The sequence below is a fragment of the Streptomyces sp. R41 genome (assembly GCF_041053055.1).
Taxonomy (GTDB): Bacteria; Actinomycetota; Actinomycetes; order Streptomycetales; family Streptomycetaceae; genus Streptomyces.
This window is the reverse complement of the sequence record NZ_CP163443.1, coordinates 5,582,819-5,605,341: the sequence shown is the minus strand read 5'-3', so window position 1 is coordinate 5,605,341 and position 22,523 is coordinate 5,582,819. Positions and strand designations below refer to the sequence as shown.

20 protein-coding genes are annotated in these 22,523 nt (G+C 71.5%); 4 read left to right on the top strand and 16 right to left on the bottom strand.

Annotation, left to right across the window (positions count from 1 at the left end):
• Window positions 1-68 precede the first annotated feature (68 nt).
• Complete coding sequence (locus tag AB5J53_RS25735) at window positions 69-1,211, bottom strand: alpha/beta hydrolase (protein ID WP_369248017.1); 1,143 nt, start codon at window positions 1,209-1,211, stop codon at window positions 69-71.
• A gap of 187 nt (window positions 1,212-1,398) precedes the next feature.
• Window positions 1,399-2,343, bottom strand: coding sequence for an alpha/beta hydrolase family protein (locus AB5J53_RS25730; protein ID WP_369248016.1), 945 nt, complete (start codon window positions 2,341-2,343; stop codon window positions 1,399-1,401).
• Between the two features lie 184 nt (window positions 2,344-2,527).
• Between AB5J53_RS25730 and AB5J53_RS25725 the strand changes: the two genes are divergently transcribed.
• Entirely contained in the window at window positions 2,528-3,136 is a 609-nt protein-coding gene (locus tag AB5J53_RS25725) for a TetR/AcrR family transcriptional regulator (protein WP_369248015.1), read from the top strand.
• Between the two features lie 653 nt (window positions 3,137-3,789).
• Here the strand turns inward: AB5J53_RS25725 and kynU are convergent.
• From kynU to AB5J53_RS25670, 11 genes are all read right to left on the bottom strand, one after another.
• Window positions 3,790-4,986, bottom strand: a complete 1,197-nt coding sequence (gene kynU / locus AB5J53_RS25720) for a kynureninase (protein WP_369248014.1) — start codon at window positions 4,984-4,986, stop codon at window positions 3,790-3,792.
• A complete protein-coding gene (locus AB5J53_RS25715; protein ID WP_369248013.1) occupies window positions 4,979-5,827 on the bottom strand; it encodes a tryptophan 2,3-dioxygenase family protein in 849 nt (282 codons plus the stop codon). The genes kynU and AB5J53_RS25715 overlap by 8 nt, the downstream gene beginning before the upstream one ends.
• A 202-nt stretch (window positions 5,828-6,029) precedes the next feature.
• Window positions 6,030-6,443, bottom strand: a complete 414-nt coding sequence (locus AB5J53_RS25710; RefSeq protein WP_369248012.1) for a DUF3151 domain-containing protein — start codon at window positions 6,441-6,443, stop codon at window positions 6,030-6,032.
• A gap of 183 nt (window positions 6,444-6,626) precedes the next feature.
• Window positions 6,627-8,168, bottom strand: a complete 1,542-nt coding sequence (locus tag AB5J53_RS25705) for an MFS transporter (RefSeq protein ID WP_369248011.1) — start codon at window positions 8,166-8,168, stop codon at window positions 6,627-6,629.
• A 64-nt stretch (window positions 8,169-8,232) separates the two neighbouring features.
• Window positions 8,233-9,255 carry a class II fructose-bisphosphate aldolase gene (fbaA, locus tag AB5J53_RS25700; RefSeq protein WP_369248010.1) on the bottom strand — a complete coding sequence of 341 codons (1,023 nt, stop codon included), beginning with the start codon at window positions 9,253-9,255 and terminating at the stop codon, window positions 8,233-8,235.
• 188 nt (window positions 9,256-9,443) lie between these two features.
• Complete coding sequence (pyrE, locus tag AB5J53_RS25695; RefSeq protein ID WP_369248009.1) at window positions 9,444-9,992, bottom strand: orotate phosphoribosyltransferase; 549 nt, start codon at window positions 9,990-9,992, stop codon at window positions 9,444-9,446.
• Between the two features lie 10 nt (window positions 9,993-10,002).
• Window positions 10,003-10,797 carry an aldose 1-epimerase gene (locus AB5J53_RS25690; RefSeq protein ID WP_369248008.1) on the bottom strand — a complete coding sequence of 265 codons (795 nt, stop codon included), beginning with the start codon at window positions 10,795-10,797 and terminating at the stop codon, window positions 10,003-10,005.
• A gap of 175 nt (window positions 10,798-10,972) precedes the next feature.
• Window positions 10,973-11,983, bottom strand: a complete 1,011-nt coding sequence (locus AB5J53_RS25685) for an SRPBCC domain-containing protein (protein ID WP_369248007.1) — start codon at window positions 11,981-11,983, stop codon at window positions 10,973-10,975.
• A gap of 67 nt (window positions 11,984-12,050) precedes the next feature.
• Window positions 12,051-13,706, bottom strand: a complete 1,656-nt coding sequence (locus AB5J53_RS25680) for a polyamine aminopropyltransferase (RefSeq protein WP_369248006.1) — start codon at window positions 13,704-13,706, stop codon at window positions 12,051-12,053.
• A 310-nt stretch (window positions 13,707-14,016) separates the two neighbouring features.
• Complete coding sequence (locus AB5J53_RS25675) at window positions 14,017-14,535, bottom strand: DUF2617 family protein (RefSeq protein ID WP_369248005.1); 519 nt, start codon at window positions 14,533-14,535, stop codon at window positions 14,017-14,019.
• A gap of 345 nt (window positions 14,536-14,880) precedes the next feature.
• Window positions 14,881-15,174, bottom strand: a complete 294-nt coding sequence (locus tag AB5J53_RS25670; protein WP_369248004.1) for a hypothetical protein — start codon at window positions 15,172-15,174, stop codon at window positions 14,881-14,883.
• Window positions 15,175-15,312: 138 nt separating this feature from the next.
• Here AB5J53_RS25670 and AB5J53_RS25665 point away from each other — a divergent pair, with 138 nt between their 5' ends.
• Window positions 15,313-16,500, top strand: a complete 1,188-nt coding sequence (locus tag AB5J53_RS25665) for a pyridoxal phosphate-dependent aminotransferase (RefSeq protein WP_369248003.1) — start codon at window positions 15,313-15,315, stop codon at window positions 16,498-16,500.
• A 221-nt stretch (window positions 16,501-16,721) separates the two neighbouring features.
• Entirely contained in the window at window positions 16,722-17,924 is a 1,203-nt protein-coding gene (locus AB5J53_RS25660) for a glycosyltransferase family 39 protein (RefSeq protein WP_369248002.1), read from the top strand.
• Between the two features lie 12 nt (window positions 17,925-17,936).
• Here the strand turns inward: AB5J53_RS25660 and AB5J53_RS25655 are convergent, their stop codons facing one another.
• Together AB5J53_RS25655 and clpB are read right to left on the bottom strand one after the other, a co-directional pair.
• Window positions 17,937-18,467, bottom strand: coding sequence for a YbjN domain-containing protein (locus tag AB5J53_RS25655; protein WP_369248001.1), 531 nt, complete (start codon window positions 18,465-18,467; stop codon window positions 17,937-17,939).
• A 205-nt stretch (window positions 18,468-18,672) separates the two neighbouring features.
• Window positions 18,673-21,270, bottom strand: a complete 2,598-nt coding sequence (gene clpB / locus AB5J53_RS25650) for an ATP-dependent chaperone ClpB (RefSeq protein WP_369248000.1) — start codon at window positions 21,268-21,270, stop codon at window positions 18,673-18,675.
• 136 nt (window positions 21,271-21,406) lie between these two features.
• Here clpB and AB5J53_RS25645 point away from each other — a divergent pair, with 136 nt between their 5' ends.
• A complete protein-coding gene (locus AB5J53_RS25645; protein WP_369247999.1) occupies window positions 21,407-21,826 on the top strand; it encodes a pyridoxamine 5'-phosphate oxidase family protein in 420 nt (139 codons plus the stop codon).
• A 134-nt stretch (window positions 21,827-21,960) separates the two neighbouring features.
• Here the strand turns inward: AB5J53_RS25645 and AB5J53_RS25640 are convergent, their stop codons facing one another.
• The gene (locus AB5J53_RS25640) at window positions 21,961-22,296 is read right to left on the bottom strand and encodes a hypothetical protein (RefSeq protein WP_369247998.1); all 336 of its coding nucleotides are present in this window, start codon (window positions 22,294-22,296) and stop codon (window positions 21,961-21,963) included.
• Between the last annotated feature and the right edge of the window lie 227 nt (window positions 22,297-22,523).

The following is a 22,523-nucleotide window of genomic DNA, read 5'->3' as shown; positions in this document are numbered from 1 at the left end:
CACCCGCCCGTGTGCCGGGAGCGGCGGCCCGTGCACCTTCCCGACGGCGGGGCTCACGCAGACTCAACTCACGCACGGGTCACCTCCGAGGTCTCGCCGAGGACGATGCGGGCGAGGTTGTCCAGGGACACCGAGCCCGGCTTGAAGTAGTCGCTGTGGCCGCCGCCGCCCGCCGCGAAGACGTGGGCGCCGAAGGCGGGGGACACGGGGTCGGTGCCGAAGCCGATGGTGGTGCCGAAGAGGTCGGCGCTCGCGTGCGGGACGTTCGCGACCCAGTCGTCGGCGCCCCGCGCCGCCCAGACGCGGGCGGACGTGTGCACCGCCGCCGCGGAGTCCGCGCCGGTGCCCGGGCTGCCGAGGAGGGCGATGTCGTCGGCGTCCAGGCCCTGCGCGGCGCGGCCGCAGACCACCGTGCCGTACGAGTGGCACAGCAGGGACAGGTGCGCCGACCGGCCGACGACGCCGCGCAGTTCGCGTATGAACCCCTTCAAGCGGGGGGCCGCGTCCTCTGCCCGGCCCGTCGTCATGACCGTGGTGCTCACCGTGCCCGGAGTCTCATAGCCGAGCCAGGCGACGACGGCTGTGCGCGGGCCGAGTCGGTCGTGCAGGGCGAGGGCGCCGGCACGGAAGCGGCCGTAGGTCTCCAAGGTGGTGTCGGAACCGGGGACCAGAACGGCCACCCGGTCGGCGTGGGCAAAGTCGCCGAAGACCTCGACGGCTTGGCCTGAGCCGCGGCCGTCGAAGGAGAGGAAGCGGCGGGAGGGGACGGCCATGGCGCGGTCGGCGGCGGCGCGGGTGCGGTCGCCGTGGTCCGCGGCCATGCGAGCCGCCTCCGCGGCATTGGCACGGTTGGCCGCGTACGCCTCGTCCAGGGTCGATGCCGTCACCGGAGCGAGAACCGCGGGCGCCGGGGCGGGGATCCGGGGCCGGGCGGCGGCGGACACGGGGACGACGACGGCGCCCATGACGAGCGCGGCGAGCAGCGCACGACGCAGACGCCGGACGACTCGGCCCCCGCCTCGGCCGGACCCTCGCCCCGCCGCTCCGACTCCCGCAGCCGTCGGCTCCCCCGCGCCCGACGCCTCCGCCCCCTGCTGCCCCAGCCCCTCCGGCGCTGCCTGCTCCCGTCCCCGCCGCTCCGTCGCGGGCGACGTCGAGTCGGCGGATCGGTCCGCTCTTCCCCTCGCGCTCGGCCTCGCCCGGAATCCCATGGTGTCCTGCCCTTCCCTTCCAGTTCGCCCGCTCATCGGGCGTCTCTGGAGGGGAAGTTACGGACCGTGACGTGTCGTCGGCGTCCCGCTGGGGAGCTCACCTGAGAGGTAGCTCTCAGGTATTACGGGTATGACCGGGGCGGCTCGAAGGGGAGGCAAGTTCCCTTGCGGGCGGGGCAGTTGGACGTCACCAGGCCAGTTGGGCGATCTCCTCGGCCACCACGGCGCACGCGTCGGCCGCCGGGTCGATCAGGGGGAAGTGGCCGACCTCCTCCAGGAGCGTCAGGCCGACCACTTCTCCCGCCTTGGCGGCGGCGTCGGCGTACGACTCGGCGACCGCCTGCGGGACGACGATGTCGGTGCGGCCCTGTACGAGGGTGGTGGCGATGCCGGTGGGCAGGAGCCGCACCGGGTCGGCGTAGGGCAGGCGCTCGGCGAACTTCCCCTCCCCACCCAGCAGTTGGCGTGCCGCACCGCTGCACACGTCGAGCTTCTCCGCGACCTGGAAGTCCGCGATCGGGGCGAGGGCGACGACGCCGCGCAGAGGGGCGGGCCGGTCGGTGCGCCAGGGGGCGTCGGCGGGCAGGAGGTGGCGGGCGGCGGCCCACAGGGCCAGGTGGCCACCCGCCGAGTGGCCCGTGACCACCGTGCGCCGGGCGTCGGCCTGCGGGAGCTTCTGGCGTACGAGGGCGGGCAGCGCGTCGAGCGCGGCCGCGACATCGTCGAAGGTGTCCGGCCAACGTCCCGCGATCGGTCCCGTGGCACCCTGACCCTGAGCCGGGATCGGGACGCTGTTCGACTCGGGGGCCGCGGCGCCCCGGCGGTACTCGACGTTCGCCACGGCGAAGCCGCGCCGGGCCAGGAAGTCCGCGAACGGGGTGACGTGCCGGCGGTCGTACGGGGCACGCCAGGCGCCGCCGTGCAGGACGACCACAAGGGGGGCGAGGACCGCGGGGTCCGGCTCGCGCGGGACGTAGAAGTCGATCACCTGGTCGGGGTGGTCGCCGTACGACACGGTGATGTCGGGGTCCACGGGCGGGTGCGAGAACGCCGACGCCTCTTCCGCGGCGTCACGCTGTACGGCCGCCTCGCGCTCGGCGTCGTCCTGGGCTGCCGCGTCGTCGTCCTGCATGCTCCAACCTCTCAGCGGTGAAACGGATTTGGCGGACCAGGGGAGAATTCGGCCGTTGGCGGGGACGGTATCAGGCCCGTGACGTGCGTCTACACGGGGTTGTCACGCTCGGTGAGGGTTAAACGGTTCAACTGTTTCGTTACGCTGGCGGGTAGCGTCCGCATGCCCGCAGAAGGAGGTCGTCATGTCCGCCGAGCCCGGCACCGTACGTCCCGGGGGGCGTACCGCCCGTGTCCGTACGGCCGTGTTGCGGGCCGCCGGGGATGTACTCGCCGAGCAGGGGTTCGCGCATCTCGATCTGGCCGATGTGGCCCGGCGCGCCGAGGTGGGGAAGACGACGGTGTATCGGCGGTGGGGGTCGGTGACGGGGCTGGTCGCCGACTTGCTCAGCGATATGGCCGAGCAGTCGGTTCCCCGTACGGAGACGGGGAGCGTGCTCGGGGATCTGCGTGCCAATGCCGCGCTGGTGCGGCGGACGTTGGCGGATCCTCGGCAGGGGGCGTTGTTTCGGGCGGTCATCGCCGCGGGGGCGTGCGACTTGCGTACGGCGGAGGCGTTGCGGAGGTTCTACGAAGTGCGGGTCGCCGAATGGGCGCCGTGTGTGGAGCAGGGGGTTGCCCGGGGGGAGCTGCCGCCGGGTACCGATCCCGCACTGGTCGTGCGGGCGGTGTCGGCGCCCCTCTACTACGCCTTGCTCACGACCGGAGTGGCTCCGGATGCCGCCGCCGCCGACCGTGCCGCCGAGGCCGCGGTTGCCGCTGCCGCGGCCGGCGTGTACGTCGTCAGCGGGTGACCCGACGCGCTGGTGCGGGCAAGCAGGTTTTCGCCCCCTCCGCCCCTACCCGTCCCGTACCTGGGGGCTGCCGCCCCCAGACCCCCGCATCGGCCTGAACGGCCTCGTCCTCAAACGCCGGACGGGCTGAAGACCTGCCGGCCGGGCTGGAGAGGGCAGGCGGGGTGGGTGGGATGCACCCGCAGCCGCAGACGCGCGCCACCACGGACCCGCAGTTGCAGACACGCACGCCACCACGCAGCCACAGTCGCGGACGCACGTCCCACGCACCTCAGTCGCGGACACCACGCAGCCACCGTTGCGGACGCACGCCACCACGGAAACGCAATCGCGGACGCATGCCCCACGCAGCCGCAGTCGCACGCCCCACGCACCCGCAGTCGCAGACGCCCGCCCCCACTCAGCGGCAGTTGCGGACGCACACCCCCACTCACCCGCACCCGCCGACGCACGGGAGGGGCCGTGCCGGTACATCACATGCCCCGTCGCTTACGTGGTTGCCAACAGGCAGAGCCATGTAAGGCAAGCGATCTGCCACCGGCGACGGGGCGGATGTACCGGCACGGCCCCGACCCACCCACCGACGGAAAGGCGGAAAGGCGAAGCCACCCACCGGGGAAACGCGCACGCGCACGTGCGCGTTCAGCTGCCCGCTACCCCAGCTCCTCCCCCAGCACCCGCGCCGCCCTCTCCACATCCCCGAAGCCCACGTACAACGGCGTGAAGCCGAAGCGCAGGACGTCGGGATGCCGGAAGTCGCCCACGACTCCCTGTTCGATCAGGCTCTTCATCACGGTGCCCGCGTCCGCGCAGCGCAAGGCGATCTGGCTGCCGCGTTCCGCGTGGGCGGACGGGGTCAGGGACTCCACCCGGCCCTCGGGGACGTACGCGGAGACGCACTCGAGGAAGAAGTCCGTGAGGGCGAGGGACTTGGCGCGGACGGAGTCGATCGAGACGTCGTCCCACACCTCCAGCGCCGCTTCCAGGGCCAGCATCGACAGGATGTCCGGCGTGCCGACCCGGCCCCGCAGCGCACCCGCGGCCGGGGCGTACGACGGGCTCATGCCGAAGGGGTCGGCGTGGGAGTTCCAGCCGGGCAGCGGGGAGTCGAAGCGGGATTGCAGGTCGCTGCGGACGTACAGGTACGCCGGTGAACCAGGTCCGCCGTTCAGGTACTTGTACGTGCAGCCGACCGCCAGGTCGACCCCGTGCGCGTCCAGACCGACCGGCAGGGCGCCCGCGCTGTGGCACAGGTCCCAGACCGCCAGCGCGCCCGCGTCATGGATCGCGGCCGTCAGGGTGGGGAGGTCGTGCAACCTGCCCGTGCGGTAGTCGACGTGGTTCAGCAACACCGCCGCCGTACGGGGGCCCACCGCACCGGGGACCTCCGCCGGGTCCAGCGGCAGCAGCTCGCACCCCGTCAGCCGCGCCGCCGACGCCGCGATGTACCCGTCCGTCGGAAACGTCGTCGCGTCGACGACGATCTCATCCCGGCCGTCCCCCGCCAGCCGCACCGCCCCCACCAGCGCCTTGAAGACATTCACACTCGTGGAGTCACCGACCACGATCTGCCCGGCCGCCGCCCCGACCAGTGGAGCGATCCGGTCACCGATCCGCTCGGGCGCGGTCCACCAACCGCTCTCCTCCCAGGAGCGGATACGCAGCTCACCCCACTGCCGGCGTACGACGTCGTCGACCCGACCGGGCACCCCCACCGGCAGCGCGCCGAGCGAGTTCCCGTCCAGGTACACCACGTCGTCCAGCACGAACTGCGCACGCAGCCCCGCCAGTTCATCGGCCGCGTCCAGCTTCGCCGCCCTGAGGGCCGGCTCGGACTCAGACTCAGACATGGGACCTCGCCGTCCACAGCTCCGGGAACACGTTCTTCTGCGCCCGCTTCTCCAGCCAGGCCACTCCGGCGGAGCCGCCCGTACCCGCCTTCGCGCCCATCGCGCGCCGCGTGGCCACGAGATGGTCATTGCGCCAGCGCCACACCAGCTCGGCGACGTCCGTCAGCGCCTCGCCGAGGCGGGCGAGTTCGTCGTCCTCGGGGCCCGCGTACAGGGAGGTCCACACAGCCTCGACCTGCTCCGAGGGCTCGTACCGCCGCGACACGTCCCGCTCCAGCACCGCCGACGGGACCGCGTGCCCGCGCCGCGAAAGCAGCCGCAGCACCTCGTCGTACAGGCTCGGCTCGTGCAGCGCCTTCTCCAGCTCGGCGTGCACGCGCGGCGCGCCCCGGTGCGGGACCAGCATGGACGCGGACTTCTCGCCGAGCAGGAACTCCATCCGGCGGTACATGGCCGACTGGAAGCCGGAACCCTCGCCGAGGGCGGAGCGGTAGGAGTTGAACTGGGCGGGGGTGAGCTGCGAGAGCGGCCGCCAGGACGCGTTCAGCGCCTCCAGCTCGCGTACGGACCGCTTCAGCGCGGCCACGGCGGTCGGGATGTCATCGCAGCGGAGCGCGTTCGCCGCCGTCTCCCACTCGTGGACGATGACCGTGAACCACAGCTCCATGACCTGGGTGGTCACCAGGAAGACCATCTCTCCGGGGTCGTCGGAGAGGGTGTGCTGGAGATGGGTGAGCACATCCGCCTGTACGTAGTCCTCGTACGGGGTCGTGCCTTGGAAGTCGAGATGCGGGGTCTCGGGCTCCTGAGCCTGTGCGGGCTGAGCCGGATGGGACGACATCGCTGTCTCCTGATGCGTACTCCGGGTAGCGGTCCGCCCCTGCCGTTACCGACACGGGGGCCCCGGTCCCCACCGCGCATCCTCCACAATCGTCCCCCGAAACCGCAAGGTCCGCCCGGTCACACCAGGCGGACCTGCACAGACACACGCGGAACCGGCCAACCGGCGAACCAGCCAAGCCGGCAAACTCGCGAACCGCGAACTAGCCCAGCGTCTGCGCCGCCGTAGGCGAGGAGTCCTTCAGGAACTGGCTGCAGCGCTCGTACTCCTCCTGCTCGCCGATCGCCTGCGCGGCGCGGGCGAGGCCGTGCAGGGCGCGCAGGAAGCCGCGATTCGGCTCGTGCTCCCAGGGCACCGGGCCGTGGCCCTTCCAGCCGTTGCGGCGCAGGGCGTCCAGGCCACGGTGGTAGCCCGTACGGGCGTACGCGTACGACTCGACGACGCTGCCACGCTCGTACGCCTCGTCGGCGAGCTGCGCCCAGGCGAGCGAGGAGGTGGGGTACTTGGCGGCGACATCGGCGGGCGCCGTGCCGTTCGCGAGGAGCTCACGCGGCTCCGGGTCGTCGGGGAGGTGGGTCGGGGGCGGTCCCCCGAGGAGGTTCTCGTGAATCGTCATGGGTTCCAGTCTGCTGCATGGTCCTTGATCAGTAACGGTTGCGTACGGCCACTACGGAACGCACGCTTCCGGTGCAGACTTTTCCCCTCGCGCTCGCCGGTCATGCCCACAACAACGGGGGATTGTCATGCGTACGCGCGGCGCTGCCCGAAACCGAAGAGCCGACCGACACCGCCGGCACCGTCACGAAGCTGGACCGGCGCTGGAAGCCGTAGCCGATGCCGAGCCCGGAGGCGCGGCCGCGCGCTGCGGCTCCAGCGGAGGTGATGTCACGCACCCGTGCGTAAGGCACTGGGGGCGCCGGCAGCCGGGCGCCGGGCGGCGTACGGTCGCGAAAGCCAGTGCCGCCCCGATGACGAGCACGCCCGCGCACAGCGGCATCGCCCGCCGGAAGGCCGCGTTGAAGGCGTCCGCCGAGCGGTAGGCCTCCGGGCCCATCCCGGCGAGCAGCGGCAGCGCGGCCACGGCGAGGAGCCCGGCCGCGCGGGCCGCCGCGTTGTTGATGCCGCTGGCCAGGCCCGCCCGCGCGGTGTCCACGGAGGCGAGGACGGTGGCGGTCAGCGGCGCGACCAGGGTGACCATGCCCAGGCCCATCACGAGCAGCGCGGGCAGCACATCGGCGAGGTACGACGCGTCCTTGCCGACGCGGAGCATCAGCAGCATGGCCGCCGCGCACAGCAGCGGACCCACGGTGAGCGGGATGCGCGGCCCGATGCGCTGGGCGAGCTCCCCCGAGCGCGCCGAGAACAGCAGCATCAGGACGGTGGTCGGCAGCAGCGCCGTACCGGCCTGGAGAGCCGAGTAGCCCGCCACGACCTGGAGCTGGAGCGCGGTCAGGAAGAAGAAGCCGCCGAAGGCCGCGTAGACGCACAGGGTGACGAGATTGACGGCCGTGAACTGGCGCGAGGCGAAGATGTCGGGCGGCATCATCGGGTCGGGCCGGCGCCGCTCGACGTACACGAAGGCGATCCCCGCGGCCACGCCCGCGACCGCCGCCACGGCGACGAACACCGAGCCGCTGCGGGCCTCGATCAGGGCGTACGTCACCAGGGCCAGCGCGAGTGCGCCGAGCACGGCGCCGAGGACGTCGAAGCCGCGGTGCGCGCGCTCGTCGGACGACTCGGGGACGTGGCGCAGCGCGATCGGGGCGCACACCAGCGCCACCGGGATGTTCAGCAGGAAGACCCAGCGCCAGCCGGGCCCGTCCACCAGCCAACCGCCGAGGAACGGGCCGACCGCCGCGCCGACGCCCCCGAAGCCCGACCACAGGCCGACGGCCCGGGCCCGGTCGTCCGGATGGAAGGAGGCCTGGATGAGCGCGAGCGAACCGGGGGTGAGCAGAGCGCCCCCGATCCCCTGCAGGGCGCGGGCGGCGATCAGCACGCCCACGTTCGGCGCGAGACCGCACAGCAGGGAGGCGGCGGCGAACCACACCACGCCCAGGACGAAGACCTTGCGCCGTCCGAAGCGGTCCCCGAGCGACCCGCCCAGCAGGATCAGCCCGGCCAGCGTCAGCATGTACGCGTTGACGGTCCACTGGAGGGCGGCGAGGCCCGCGTCCAGGTCACGGCCGATGGTCGGCAGCGCGACGTTGACGACCGTCGAGTCCAGCATGGCCATGCTGGAGCCGAGCACGGTGGTCAGCAGGATCCATTTGCCCTTGGGGGTGGAGATCCGTACGGCCGGTTGTTTCTCTCCCGGTCTCTCCTGCGGAGGGGCAGCCATACCTCGGAGCATACGGAAGGGCCCGGCACCGCGGGGGGTGCCGAGCCCGAACCGAAGGTGATCGCTACTTGAGCTTGGTGCCCGTGGAACGCAGCGCGGCGCAGGCCTCGGTCACACGCTTGGCCATGCCGGCCTCGGCGAGCTTGCCCCAGGTGCGCGGGTCGTAGGTCTTCTTGGAGCCGACCTCGCCGTCGACCTTCAGGACACCGTCGTAGTTGCGGAACATGTGGTCCGCGACCGGGCGCGTGAAGGCGTACTGGGTGTCGGTGTCGAGGTTCATCTTCACGACGCCGTTCTCCAGCGCCGTGGCGATCTCCTCGGCCGTGGAGCCGGAGCCGCCGTGGAAGACGAAGTCGAACGGGTTCGCCTTGCCGTACTTGGCGGCGACGCCCGCCTGGAGGTCCTTGAGGAGCTCGGGGCGGAGCACGACGTTGCCCGGCTTGTAGACGCCGTGCACGTTGCCGAAGGAGGCGGCGAGCAGGTAGCGGCCCTTGTCGCCCAGGCCGAGGGCCTCGGCGGTGCGCAACGCGTCATCGACGGTCGTGTACAGCTCGTCGTTGATCTCGTGGCTGACGCCGTCCTCCTCGCCACCGGTCGGGGTGATCTCGACCTCGAGGATGATCTTCGCGGCGACGGCCTTCGCGAGCAGTTCCTGGCCGATGGCCAGGTTGTCCGCGAGGGTCTCGGCGGAGCCGTCCCACATGTGCGACTGGAACAGCGGGTTCTCGCCCTTGGCGACGCGCTCGGCGGAGATGTCGAGCAGCGGGCGTACGTAGCCGTCCAGCTTGTCCTTCGGGCAGTGGTCGGTGTGCAGCGCGACGGTGATGTCGTACTTCGCGGCGACGATGTGCGCGAACTCCGCGAGCGCGACGGCGCCGGTGACCATGTCCTTGTTGTACTGGCCGCCCAGGAACTCCGCACCACCGGTGGAGATCTGGATGATGCCGTCGCTCTCGGCCTCCGCGAAGCCGCGCAGAGCAGCGTGCAGGGTCTGGGACGAGGTCACGTTGATGGCCGGGTAGGCGAACTTGCCTGCCTTCGCCCGGTCGAGCATCTCGTTGTAGACCTCGGGGGTTGCGATGGGCATCTGTCCGCTCCTTGTATGTGCGGGTCTGCGTACTGCTGTACGCCTGGACTGCTGCTTACGGCCCTGACCTAGGGGGCGACGTCATCGTCGGCCCCATCTTTCCAGACTTGACCCGGTGCTCCGGCCACGGCGTCCGACACCCGTCGGTAACCCCTGGGAACACGAGTCCCAGGGGTCTCTCTCGTACGTCAGTCGAGGCCGAGATCGGTCTTCGAGAACGCGAAGAAGTACGGCACACCGGCCTGCTCTGCGATCGCCTCGGCAGCGCCCGTGTCCCGGTCCACGATCGTGGCGACGGCGACGACCTCGGCGCCGGCCTCACGCAGCGCCTCGACGGCGGTCAGCACCGAGCCACCGGTGGTGGAGGTGTCCTCGACCGCCAGCACGCGGCGACCCTTGACCTCGGCACCCTCGATGCGACGCTGCAGGCCGTGGGCCTTGCCGACCTTGCGCACGACAAAGGCGTCCAACGTCTTCCCGCGCGCGGCGGAGGCGTGCAGCATCGAGGTCGCGACGGGGTCGGCTCCCAGGGTCAGACCGCCGACGGCCTCGTAGTCGAGCTCGGCGGTCAGGTCGAGCATGACCCGACCGACCAGCGGGGCGGCCTCACCGTCGAGCGTGATCCGGCGAAGGTCGATGTAGTAGTCGGCTTCCTTGCCCGACGAAAGGGTCACCTTGCCGTGCACCACGGCCTTGTCCTTGATCTGCTGCAGCAGCGCGCCGCGTACGTCACTCATGTCCGCCAGCTTAGAGGCGCCGCCAGCTCCAGGTCGTGGTCGCCTCCAGGGGCTCGATGGGGGTGACCAGGCGGGGATGGGTGTTCAGTCCATTGGGCGGCCCGGTCTGGGGCTCCACGCACACGGCCGCCTCCTGCTCGTCGTACACGACGACCCACTCCTCGCGGCTGGCGACCTTCAGCTCGAGCTGCCCGGGCCAGGTGAGCGTCACGTCGACGCCGTCCGGCATGCCGAAGCAGTCGTCCCAGGGGCTGGGCTGCGGCTCGATCCGCCGCCCGGTGGGCAGGTGGTCGTCGCCGCGCTCCTCCTGCCAGGCGGGCCGGAAGTCGACGTGGGCGTCCTCACCGCCTCCCCCCAGATTCCTGTTGAACCACGGGTGCCAGCCGATCTGGGCCGGGAAGGACGATTCGTACGTCTCCACGGACATCGTGAGCGTGAAGGCGTCCTCGGTCAGGGTGAAGGCCTGGGTGACGCGGCCGGGGTGGGGCCAGGGGGCGACGAGGTCGTACGTGATGACGGCCTCGTCCTTGGTGGTGCGGGCGGTGCGCCAGGCGCCGTCGCGGGCGGTGCCGTGGATGGCGTGCGGCGGGGAGTTGAGCGGCATCTGCTGGACGGTGGCGCCGTCCAGGAACCGTCCTTCGCGGATCCGGCCGCACCACGGGACCATCGGGAAGCACCCGAACTTCTCGCCCTGCCGTAGCAGTTCGACGCCGCCGACTCGCAGACTTCCGACCCGTCCGCCGTTGGCCGGCGCCACGGTCACCTCCGCGTCACCCGCGGTCAGCGTGATGTCTTCGTTACTCACGGAGTTGACCCTACTGGGACGGGGCCGACCTCCGGTATTTCGCCCCCTCCGCCCCTACCCGTCCCGTACCTGGGGCTGCGCCCCAGACCCTCCTCGGTGGCCTTTTTGCTGCGGCCCCGGTGGGGGCTTGTCGCGCAGTTCCCCGCGCCCCTTACGGGGCGCTTCGGGGGCGGAATCAGCGGCGTTTGCGCAGGGCCCGGGTCAGCGCGATTGCCGAGGCCAGGGCCAGGGCCGCGGCGGGAGCCGCCCAGCGGAGGGTGTCGCGGGCGGCGGTCGCCTGCGGCGGCGGGACGGGGGCGTAGCGGCCGCGAGGCGGAGCGTGGTCCACCTCCTCCGCGCTGCGACCGATCATCGTCCGCCGCGCGTGCGCCGCCTCGGCCATGTCATCCTCCCCGCCCGGCTCACCCGCCTCCACCACGAACTCCTCCTCCACGAGCTCGTCGTCCACCAGCGGATCGAGCGAGGGAGGCGGAACCTCGGCGTCGAAGACAGAATCGGACTCGGACTCGGACTCGGCCGAAGCCTCGGATTCAGCCGAAGCCTCGGGCTCCGCCACCGCATCCGGCCCAGGCTCATCCCGAGACTCGGGCTCCACCACCGCACCCGGCCCAGGCTCAGCGCCGGACTCGGACTCGGACTCGGACCGAGCCACCGCACCGGCCTCGGACGGAGCCACCGCACCCGACTCGGGCGGAGCCACCGCGCCGGGCTCAGGCTCGGTCTCGGCCGCGGGCTCCGCCACCGCACCCGGCTGCGGCTCCCCTTCGCCCGCCGCCCCCAAGTTCTCCGCGAAGCGGCTCAGGAGTCGTACTCCCGCCGAGGACACCGCGTCCGGCGGGAGTTCCGCCACGCGGCCGTCGCCGGAGGCTGTGCCGGTGAAGGTGAGGGTCGTGCCGCCGTCGGTGGGGCGCAGGTGCACGGCGAGGGCGAGTTTTACGGAGCCGGTGCCGCGGGCCTCTGTCGCGTCGCCCTCGACGGCGTAGGTGCCGTCGTCCTGGGCGGTGACCTGGAGCGCCCCGCGATAGGTGATCGTGTGGCCGCCGACGCGGATTTTCAGGCGTCCGGAGACGGGCGGCGTCCCCGCGTCCTGCTGGAGGCCGGGAATCGCGCGGGCCACCCGCACGGGATCGGCCAGCGCCTTCCTCAACCGCTCGGCGGGAACCGGAACGAACACCTCATGCTCCATGTCAGCCGAGCCTACCCAGCACGACCGGCACCGCACCCGCGTATCACGGGATTCCCCCGCCTCCACCTCAGTCGGCGTACCGAGGATGCACCAGGGTGGAGGGCGGGAGGCCGGCCGTGACGCGGGTTCGGGAGGCCGCCCGCGCGTCCGCGGCCAGGCCCGCCCGGGTCAGTGTGCGCAGCCGCGGCCCGTGCGGGGCGAGGCTCAGTCGCACGCCCGTACGGGAGGCGGAGGCCAGGATGAAACCCCAGTCCCGGGGGGCCTTCGACGTACCGCCCGCCGTACGGTCGGGACCCGCCGCGAAGCCGGAGTCCCGGCCGCCCACACGGTAGGGGGCGGTGAGGAGGCCGGCCGCCCGGATCGTCCTGTCCACCGTCCAGAAGACGCGGGGGCGGGAGGCGACCGGGCCCGCGTGGACCGCCAGACGGCCGTCGGGGGCGAGGACACGGTGCGCCAGGCCGTAGAACTCCTGCGAGTACAGCTTCGTACTGTCGGTGATGCCCGGGTCGGGGAGGTCCGAGATGACGACGTCGTACGTCGACGGGGCGCTGCGCAGCCAGTGGAAGGCGTCCGAGGTCATGACGTGCACGCGCGGGTCGTCGTACGCGTGGCCGTTCAGGGCGGACAGCGCCGGGTCGCGGCGCGCCAACCGCACCACCCCCGCGTCGAGTTCGACGACGTCGACACTGCGCACCCCGGGGTAGCGCAGCACTTCGCGCGCCGCGAGCCCGTCGCCTCCGCCGAGGATGAGCACGCGCGCGTGCGGGCCGTTCATCGCGGGGTGCACGAGCGCCTCGTGGTAGCGGTCCTCGTCGCGGCCGCTGACCCGGAGGCGGCCGTCGAGGAAGAGGTGCAGCGGACGGCCGTGCGTGCCGCCGGTGAGGACGACCTCCTGGACGTCCGTCTGGAGCGCGACCCGCACGTCCATCCCGTACACCGCGTGCCGCGCGGCCCGTTCGAAGTCGTCGACCAACACCGCGGCCGAGGCGAGGAGTCCGAGGACGACGAGGTTGGCGATCAGGAGGACCCAGCGCGCCCGGCGGGTCAAGTCCCCGCGGAACAGGCCGAGTACGAGGGCTCCTCCGGCCACCGCGTTCACTGTTCCGGTGAGCAGCGCGCCCGTCAGCTGGCCGAGCAGCGGGAGCAGGAGGAAGGGGAAGGCGAGGCCGCCGACCAGCGCGCCCACGTAGTCCGCCGCGAACAGGTCCGCCACCGCTCCACCCGGGTCCTGGCGGCGGATGCGCTGTATCAGCTCCATCAGGAGGGGGACTTCGGCGCCGATCAGCAGGCCGATGGTGAGGGAGAACGCCACCAGCAGATAGCGGGATCCGTTCGCCCAGGGGCCGCCCCAGTCGCCCGTCCACGCGAACACCGCGTACAGCGCCATCGCGCTGCAGCCGCCGACCAGCGCGAGGGCCGCCTCGATCGCGCCGAAACCGGCCGCGGCGCGGGGGCGCAGCCGCTTCGCCGCGAGGGAGCCGATGCCCATGGCGAAGACCATGACCGAGAGCACGACGGAGGCCTGGGTGACCGAGTCGCCGATCAAGTACGAGGCGAGGGCGACGAGTTCGAGTTCGTACACGAGTCCACACGCCGCGCAGACGAATACTCCGGCGAGGACGAGGAACCGCCCGATGCCCGGGCGGACGGGCAGCCGCGCCTGGCCCTGGACGCCCCAGGGCGGCGGCGCGCCGGGGGGAGCTGGCGCGTGCGGTTCGATCACCCAGCGAACGCTACGTCACGGTGGCGCTACGCCTCGTCACCCACACGTGTGGAACCGCGGCGTTTTATGGCATCCCGGGTTGGGGTGGGCGTATCCGGGGCTGCACCCCGGTTGAGGCAAGCGTCCCTGGGGCTCCGCCCCTTGCCCCTCTGTCCGGGGCTGGAGCGGGCGTACCTGGGGCTCCGCCCCAGACCCCGCCAGGGCGCTGCGCCCCCTGGACCCCCATCGGCCCTGACGGCCTCGTCCTCGAACGCCGGACGAGCTGAAGATCGCCGGCCCGAGCTGAAAAGTCGCCCCCAGCGCCCAACCGTCACAGCGCCGCCGTCACCCGAACCCCCACCCTCGTCCTCGTCGCCACCAACTGCCCGTCCTGCGGGTACGCGTGCCACGTGCGCCAGTGGACCTGGCCCTCGTGGCGCTGGGCCAGGAGTGCGGTGAAGGCGTGGGGGCTGCCGGGGAAGACGCCTGCCAGGCCGTTGGGGTGGTCGGAGACCAGGGCCAGCAACTCCTGGGCGCGGCCCGCGAAGGAGCCGGGGGACAGCACTTCGACGCGGGCCGCGAACTCGTACTCCCAGTCGCCGACCCGCTTCGCCACGCCGAGCGGGAGGGGCGTGCTGCTGCCGGGGATGCACGCGACGGTCTCCGAGCAGCTGCCCCGCTCCTCCTCGAGGAGCACCTGGTGGGACGCGCCGAGGAGTCTCAACTGGAGTTTCGACCCGGCGAGTTCGATGTCGAGCGTCGCGAGGGCCGGCAGCGGTTCGCGGCCCAGGGTCCAGGCGAGATCGGCCGCGCGCGTGTCGGTGTACGAGGTTTTCAGGGTCGTGAGCATGGGTCGGCTCCGCTAGCACGCAAAGGAAGGTGGGGGTCCGGCGCACCCGGTCGGCACCGGGGGAACGGCCCGGTCAGCCCGGTCAGGAAGGACGACCCGACGCCAAGATGACGACAGGGCCTCGGGGCTGCGTTGGTGATTTAGAGGGAATCATGAACTGTGGCGCCGCCACAGCGTTTTTACCCAACTTCGTGGGGTTTCCATCCCCCCGAGGGCTCCACAGCTCAACTGTTCAACTACGGCGTGCGCCCGGCGCACGGAAGTGCCCGTCGGCAGCCGTTGCCCGACGGGCACTTCCGTTTGCTCCGGATGCGCATCTCTCACCGGGAGCTCAGCTGCCCCGTGTCAGCTGCCTCCGCCGCATCCGCCGCCCCCGCCGCCACACGAGGACCCGCCTCCGCAGGACGAGCCTCCGCACGATGAGTGACCGCCGCACGAGTGGCCTCCGTGATGCCCGGACGAGCCACTGTCGCCCGCGCCGCCCACCCACCAGCTGCTGCTGCCGCTGTCCGACGAGGAGCCGCGGTACGAACGGCGACCCCCCTTCGAGAGCGTGACCTTCGACCGGCTGCGGCCGGTGGCCATGAAGACCACGACGAGCACGATGCAGACGACCGCCAGGATGATGCCGATGACCATGGCGCCACCCTCCTTTCGTTCCCCCGAAGCGGCCCCCCGTGGGCCGTGCTTCCCGTATCGCTTCTTGCGTGAGAGGGGGATGCCCCCGCGTCTCATGACCCAAAGCAGAGTTGAGGAAGTCCAGAGCTTGGGCGCAGGATGACCGGCATGACCTCCAGCGCACGCCCCTTCCTCAACCGCCGGCTCGCCGAGTTCGGGACGACGATCTTCGCCGAGATGTCGGCCCTCGCGTTGAGCACCGGCTCGATCAACCTCGGTCAGGGCTTCCCCGACACCGACGGTCCCGAGGAGATCCGGGAAGCGGCCGTGCGGGCGTTGCGCGACGGGCGCGGCAACCAGTACCCGCCGGGCCCGGGCATCCCCGAGCTGCGCACCGCGATCGCCGCGCACCAGGAGCGCCGGTACGGGCAGTCGTACGACCCCGACACCGAGGTCCTGGTCACGGCGGGCGCCACCGAGGCCATCGCCGCCACCCTGCTCGCGCTGCTGGAGCCCGGCGACGAGGTGATCGCCTTCGAGCCGTACTACGACTCGTACGCGGCCTGCATCGCGATGGCGGGCGGCACCCGGGTCCCGGTCACCCTGCGACCGCACGAGGGCAGCTTCCGGCTCGACCTCGACGAGCTGCGCGACGCCGTCACCGACAACACCCGGCTGCTGCTGATCAACACCCCACACAACCCGACCGGCACCGTGCTCACCCGCGAGGAGCTCACCGAGATCGCGAGGCTCGCTGTGGAGCGTGACCTCCTTGTGGTCACGGACGAGGTCTACGAGCACCTCGTCTTCGACGATGCCGAGCACCTGCCGCTGGCCACGTTCCCGGGGATGCGCGAGCGGACGGTCACCATCGGGAGCGCGGGGAAGACCTTCTCGTTCACCGGCTGGAAGGTGGGCTGGGTGACCGCGCCGCCCGCCCTGGTCAGCGCCGTACGGTCGGCGAAGCAGTTCCTGACGTATGTGTCGTCGGGGCCGTTCCAGTACGCCGTGGCCGAGGCGCTCGCGCTGCCGGACACCTACTTCGAGGCGTTCCGCGCCGACATGCTGGCCAAGCGCGACGTGCTGGCGGCGGGGCTGACGGAGGCCGGGTTCGAGGTCTTCCGCCCGCAGGGCACGTACTTCATCACCACCGACATCCGGCCGCTCGGCGAGTCCGACGGCTTCGCCTTCTGCCGCGCCCTGCCGGAGCGCGCCGGTGTCGTCGCCATCCCGAACGCCGTCTTCTACGACCACCGGGAGGCGGGCGCGCCCTTCGTGCGGTTCGCGTTCTGCAAGCAGACGGAGGTGCTTCAGGAGGCGGCGAAGCGGCTCAAGGCGGCGTGGTAGCTCCACCGACAGCAGAGCGGGACGCGGACGCTGCGGGCCGCCTGGCAGCACAGCGGCGCGCCGGTCGTTCCGACGGGCGCGCCGCCGGTGACTTCCCGGGACGCGCCGCCGTTAGCACCGCGCGCGCAGTCGGTGCGGACGGCGCGCCGGGGCGGGGTGAACCGTACCCGCACGGACGCACAAAGCTCGCAAATACCCCGTAGGGAACGCACAGTTCGGGTGTGACCCACCCGAGTACCCTCGCTCGTCCCGCCCTCACGGAGCCCGGGGACCGCGCCCACCCGCGGCCCCGCGCCGCGCGCGGCCTGCCGACCGCCGCGGTGACCGCGCTGGGGCTGTTCGCCGCCGCGCGCCTCACCGGCGTCCTCGTGCTCGCCGCGACCGCCTGGGCCACCGGCAAGCACCCGCTCGTCCTGCTCGCGCGGTCCTGGGACTCGATCTGGTACCTGGGCATCGCGGCGCACGGCTACGGCCGGACGCTGTATTTCCAGCCCACCGTCGTCCACAGCGATCTGGCGTTCTTCCCGCTGTACCCGGCGCTGGTGCGCACCGTCACTTCCCTGACCCCGCTGAACGCGGGCACGGCGGGCCTGCTGGTGTCCTGGCTGGCGGCCGCGGCCGCGGCCTGCGGGGTGTACGCGATCGGGTCCCGGCTGTACGGCCGCGCGGTCGCCACCCTCCTCGTCCTGCTCTGGGGCCTGCTCCCGCACTCGGTCGTGCTGTCGATGGCGTACACCGAGCCCGTCCTGACCGCCTTCGCCGCCTGGTCGCTGTACGCGGTGCTCAGCGAGCGCTGGCTCTGGGCGGGCTCCCTCGCGGCGCTGGCGGGTCTTTCCCGGCCGAACGGCTTCGCGGTGGCGGCGGCGGTCCTCGCGGCGGCGGCACACGAGGTCTGGCGGCGGCGCGGGCGGAAAGTTCCCCACAGGCTGTGGACAGGCGTCGCGCTCGCGCCGCTCGGCTGGGTCGGCTTCGTGCTGTGGGTGGGGCGCCGGAAGGGCGATCCGCTCCGCGGGTACTTCGAGGTGCAGCGGCTGTGGGGCTCGCGCTTCGACTTCGGGGCGGGCTCGCTCCGCTTCGTCAAGCACCTGCTGCTGTACGGGGACCGCCTCGTGTTCCCCGTGACGCTGATGATCGTCACGGCGGCCGTCCTGCTGTTCGCGCTGCTGATCGCCGACCGCGCACCGTTGCCGCTCCTGGTCTACAGCGGCGTACTGCTGCTGATCGCGCTCGGCGGTTCCGGTTTCTTCGAGTCGAAGCCGCGCTTTCTGCTGCCGGCCTTCCCACTGCTGCTGCCGCTGGCGCGGGCGCTGGCGCGAACGGCGAGAGCCCGCCCCTGGCACGCGACCGTGGTGGTCGGCGCCCTGGCCGGGCTCTCGTTCGCATACGGCGCGTATCTGGTGGTGATCGCACACACGCCGCTGTGAGTCGCCGGAGGACTACTCCTCGTCGTCTTCGGGCTTCTCCGCCTCGTTGATCTCCTGCTCCAGGCCCAGCTGCTCGACGAGCCACTTGTCGAACTCGATGGCGGCCCGCACCCAGCTGACCGTCGACGAGACGAAGTGCTCCAGGCTGACGCCGGTGCCGATCAGCATCTGCGCCTCGCCGATCAGGCGGACGGTGCCGTCGTCGTGCGTGTGGCTGTAGACCTTCGGCCACAGCGTGCGGCGGTTCCAGTCGTCGATGGACTCCAGCAGCGTGGGCTTCTCGTCGATCTGGTGCGGCCGGTCGTAGAACGTCCGCACCGAGAAGACCTGCTGGTCACCCTCTCCGCGGAACATGAAGTACGTACGGAACTGCTCCCACGGCGCCGCGAGGTCACCCTCGTCGTCGACGACGTACTTGAGCTCCATCTGGTCAAGGAGCTGCTTCACGAGGTCCTGATCCGGGACGACGGGGCCCGCGGGGCCGCCGGGCTGCGGCTCGGGCTGGCCCCCGAAGTTCGGAATCGAGGACGGGTCGATGCTCACCGTGTATTTCCCTTCGTACGGATTCTGCCATCCTCCCCCATCCGGGGAGGGGAGTGGCAACCCCTGACGGGGCCTGTCGCCCGGGGGCTGGCAAGATCCGGTCACGGGCACCGCTCCGGGGCCCTCCGCAGGGCCTCGGCAGTGATCATCCGCAGCGCCGCGGCCACCGGGCCGGACCTTCGCCCCGGCCCGGTGAGATCGGCTTCTACAGCGTCTTGCCCGTGGCCGGACCCACGATCAGCCCGTCCCCGAACGCGTCCACCCGTACCGTGTCGCCGTCCTTGACCTCGCCCGCGAGGATCTCCTTGGCGAGGCGGTCGCCGATGGCGGTCTGGACGAGGCGGCGCAGCGGGCGCGCACCGTACGCCGGGTCGTTGCCCTCGTCGGCGAGCCAGGCCAGGGCCGCGTCGGTGACCTCCAGGGTCAGCCGGCGCTCGGCGAGCCGCTTGGCGAGCCGGCCGATCTGGAGCCCCGCGATGCGCTCCAGTTCCGCCTTGTCGAGCGCGGAGAAGACCACCAGGTCGTCGAGCCGGTTGAGGAACTCCGGCTTGAAAGAGGCCCGTACGACCTCCAGCACCTGCTGCTTCTTCTCCTCCTCGGAGGTCAGCGGCTCGACCAGGAACTGACTGCCCAGATTCGAGGTGAGGATCAGGATGGTGTTGCGGAAGTCGACCGTCCGCCCCTGACCGTCCGTCAGCCTCCCGTCGTCCAGCACCTGGAGCAGAATGTCGAAGACCTCCGGGTGCGCCTTCTCGACCTCGTCGAGCAGGACGACGCTGTACGGGCGCCGGCGCACGGCCTCCGTCAGCTGGCCGCCCTCCTCGTAGCCGATGTACCCGGGCGGGGCGCCGACCAGCCGCGCGACGGTGTGCTTCTCGCCGTACTCGCTCATATCGATGCGGACCATGGCCCGCTCGTCGTCGAAGAGGAAGTCGGCGAGCGCCTTGGCGAGTTCGGTCTTGCCGACGCCGGTGGGGCCGAGGAAGAGGAAGGAGCCGGTCGGGCGGTCCGGGTCGGCGATTCCGGCGCGGGTGCGGCGTACGGCGTCCGACACGGCCTGTACGGCCTCGGTCTGGCCGATGAGCCGACGGCCCAACTCCTCCTCCATGCGCAGGAGTTTCTGGGTCTCGCCCTCCAGGAGCCGTCCTGCCGGGATACCGGTCCAGGCCCCCACGACGTCGGCGATGTCGTCGGGCCCGACCTCTTCCTTCACCATCGTGTCCTTGGCGGCTTCCTCCTCCGCCTCGGAGGCCTCCTCCAAGGCCCTTTCCAGGGTCGGGATCTCGCCGTAGAGGAGCTTGGAGGCGGTGTCGAAGTCGCCGTCGCGCTGGGCGCGTTCGGCCTGGCCGCGCAGCTCGTCGAGCTTCTCCTTCAGCTCGCCGACGCGGTTGAGGGACTGCTTCTCCTTCTCCCAGCGGGCGGTGAGACCGCGCAGCTCCTCCTCCTTGTCGGCGAGGTCGCGGCGCAGCTTCTCGAGGCGCTCCTTGCTGGCGGCGTCGGTCTCCTTGCTCAGCGCCAGCTCCTCCATCTTCAGCCGGTCGACGACGCGCTGGAGTTCGTCGATCTCGACGGGGGACGAGTCGATCTCCATGCGCAGCCGGGACGCGGCCTCGTCGACGAGGTCGATGGCCTTGTCGGGCAGGAAGCGGGAGGTGATGTACCGGTCGGAGAGCGTCGCGGCCGCGACGAGCGCGCTGTCCGCGATCTGGACCTTGTGGTGGGCCTCGTACCGCCCCTTGAGCCCGCGCAGGATCGCGATGGTGTCCTCGACGGTGGGCTCGGCGACCAGCACCTGCTGGAACCGCCGCTCCAGCGCCGGGTCCTTCTCGATCCGCTCGCGGTACTCGTCGAGGGTCGTGGCACCGACCATGCGCAGCTCACCACGGGCGAGCATGGGCTTGAGCATGTTGCCGGCGTCCATGGCGGAGTCACCGCCGGCTCCGGCGCCCACGACGGTGTGCAACTCGTCGATGAAGGTGATGATCTGCCCGTCGGAGTCCTTGATCTCGGCGAGCACGGTCTTCAGCCGCTCCTCGAACTCACCGCGGTACTTCGCGCCGGCGACCATCGCGCCGAGGTCGAGCGCGACGAGCCGCTTGTCCTTGAGGGACTCGGGCACGTCCCCCTTCACGATGCGCTGCGCGAGCCCCTCGACGACGGCGGTCTTGCCGACGCCGGGCTCACCGATGAGGACGGGGTTGTTCTTGGTGCGGCGGGACAGCACCTGCACCACTCGCCGGATCTCCTGATCGCGGCCGATGACGGGGTCGAGCTTGCCCTCGCGCGCCGCGGCCGTGAAGTCGGTACCGAACTTTTCGAGCGCCTTGTACTGGCCCTCGGGATCCGGGGTCGTCACCCGGCGCCCTCCCCTGCTCTTCTGGAACGCCTCAAGCAGCTTTTTCGCACTGGCGCCCTGCTGGGAGAGTACGTCGCCGGTCTGGCCGCCCTTCGCGGCGATACCGATGAGCAGGTGCTCGGTGGAGAGGTACTCGTCGCCGAGCTCCTTGGCCTTGTCGGCCGCCTCGGCGATCACGGCGAGCAGCTCGCGGTTGGGCTGCGGGGGCGCGACGGTGGACCCGGTCACGCTGGGCAGGCCCGCGAGGACGCGTTCGGTCCCGGCGCGGACGGAGGCCTGGTCGGCGTCGACGGCGGCCAGCAGATCGATGATGTTCTCGTTCTCCTGCCCCCCGAGCAGCGCCAGCAGCAGGTGCGCGGGGGTCAGATCCGGGTGCCCCTCGGACACGGCCCGGTTGGTGGCCGCGTTGATCGCATCCCGGCTCCTGTTGGTCAGCTCGGCGTCCACGGTCGCGTTCTCCTCCTGGCGTCAGTGGTCCTGCATACGTCCCTCGTGCATGCATCCCTCATGCTGAGTGTGCCAACGGGCACAAAGTTGAGTCTATTCCACTCAAGGGCGCGACGGGGGCGTAGATTCGGGCCTCATGGCTTCCTATCCGGTGGACCCGCGGCAGCCCGACGCCGCCTACCTCAGCTTCTGGCGCGAGCGGCACCTGTGCACGCTGTCGACGCTCCGTCCCGACGGGAGCCCGCACGTGGTGCCCGTCGGGGTGACCTACGACCCCGAGGCGGGCCTGGCGCGGGTGATCACCAACAAGTCCAGCGCGAAGGTGGGGCATGTGCTGGCGGCCGCCGCTGCCGAGGGCGGGGCGCGGGTCGCGGTCTGCCAGGTGGACGGCCGCCGCTGGGCGACGCTGGAGGGGCGGGCGACGGTGTCCGTCGACCCGGCGCGCGTCGCGGAGGCGGAGCGGCGGTACGCGGAGCGGTACGGGCGGGTGCCGTCGCCGAACCCGTCCCGGGTGGTGATCGAGATCGACTTGACCTCGGCGATGGGGCACGGCTGATTTCGGCCTCTGTCGGTATGGGCCGATACCAGGAGGTTTCACGTAAAACTGCAGCGGCGTCACCGTGTTCAGGTCACGGTGACGCCGCTGCGGGGGGAAGTACCTGCGCGATCTACTACGACGGGGGAATCGCGTCAGGCACTGCGGGGGGTGGCTGCAATGGTCTGTACGTCCGGGGCTTCCGGTTCGGCCAGCTGGTGGTCGCGCTGGTCGAGGTTCACAAAGATCATTCCGTACCGAATGGCACACCGCACTGGCTGCGGCGCCCCCCGAGGCCGCCGCAGACACCGGTACGCCCGCACGTCGTCCTCTTCGTCCCGGGTGACCACCACCGGTTCCCCGAACACGGTCACCATCAACGAGTCACCGCTGTGGGGGATGGCGGTGACCAGGTCGATGAAGTGCCAGCCGGAGCGGTAGGCGGTGGCCATTTCGCGACGGAATGAGCGGTCGTCGGGGGGAATAGTCATGCGTCTGCGTCCGCGGAGATACTCGTCCAACCGCTGTCCGCCGGGGCCGCTGCCGCCACCACGTTGGTCCAGCCACTGTCCGCGGGGGTCGCCTCCACGCTGGTCCAACCGCTGTCCGGCGGAGCTGACGTCTGGGCATCCACGGCCGCAAGGCCCGAGCCCCCCAGGGCGCCGAAGGCCACAGCTACAGAGAAGACTGCGGCAAGCACTGAACCAAGCAATCTCGC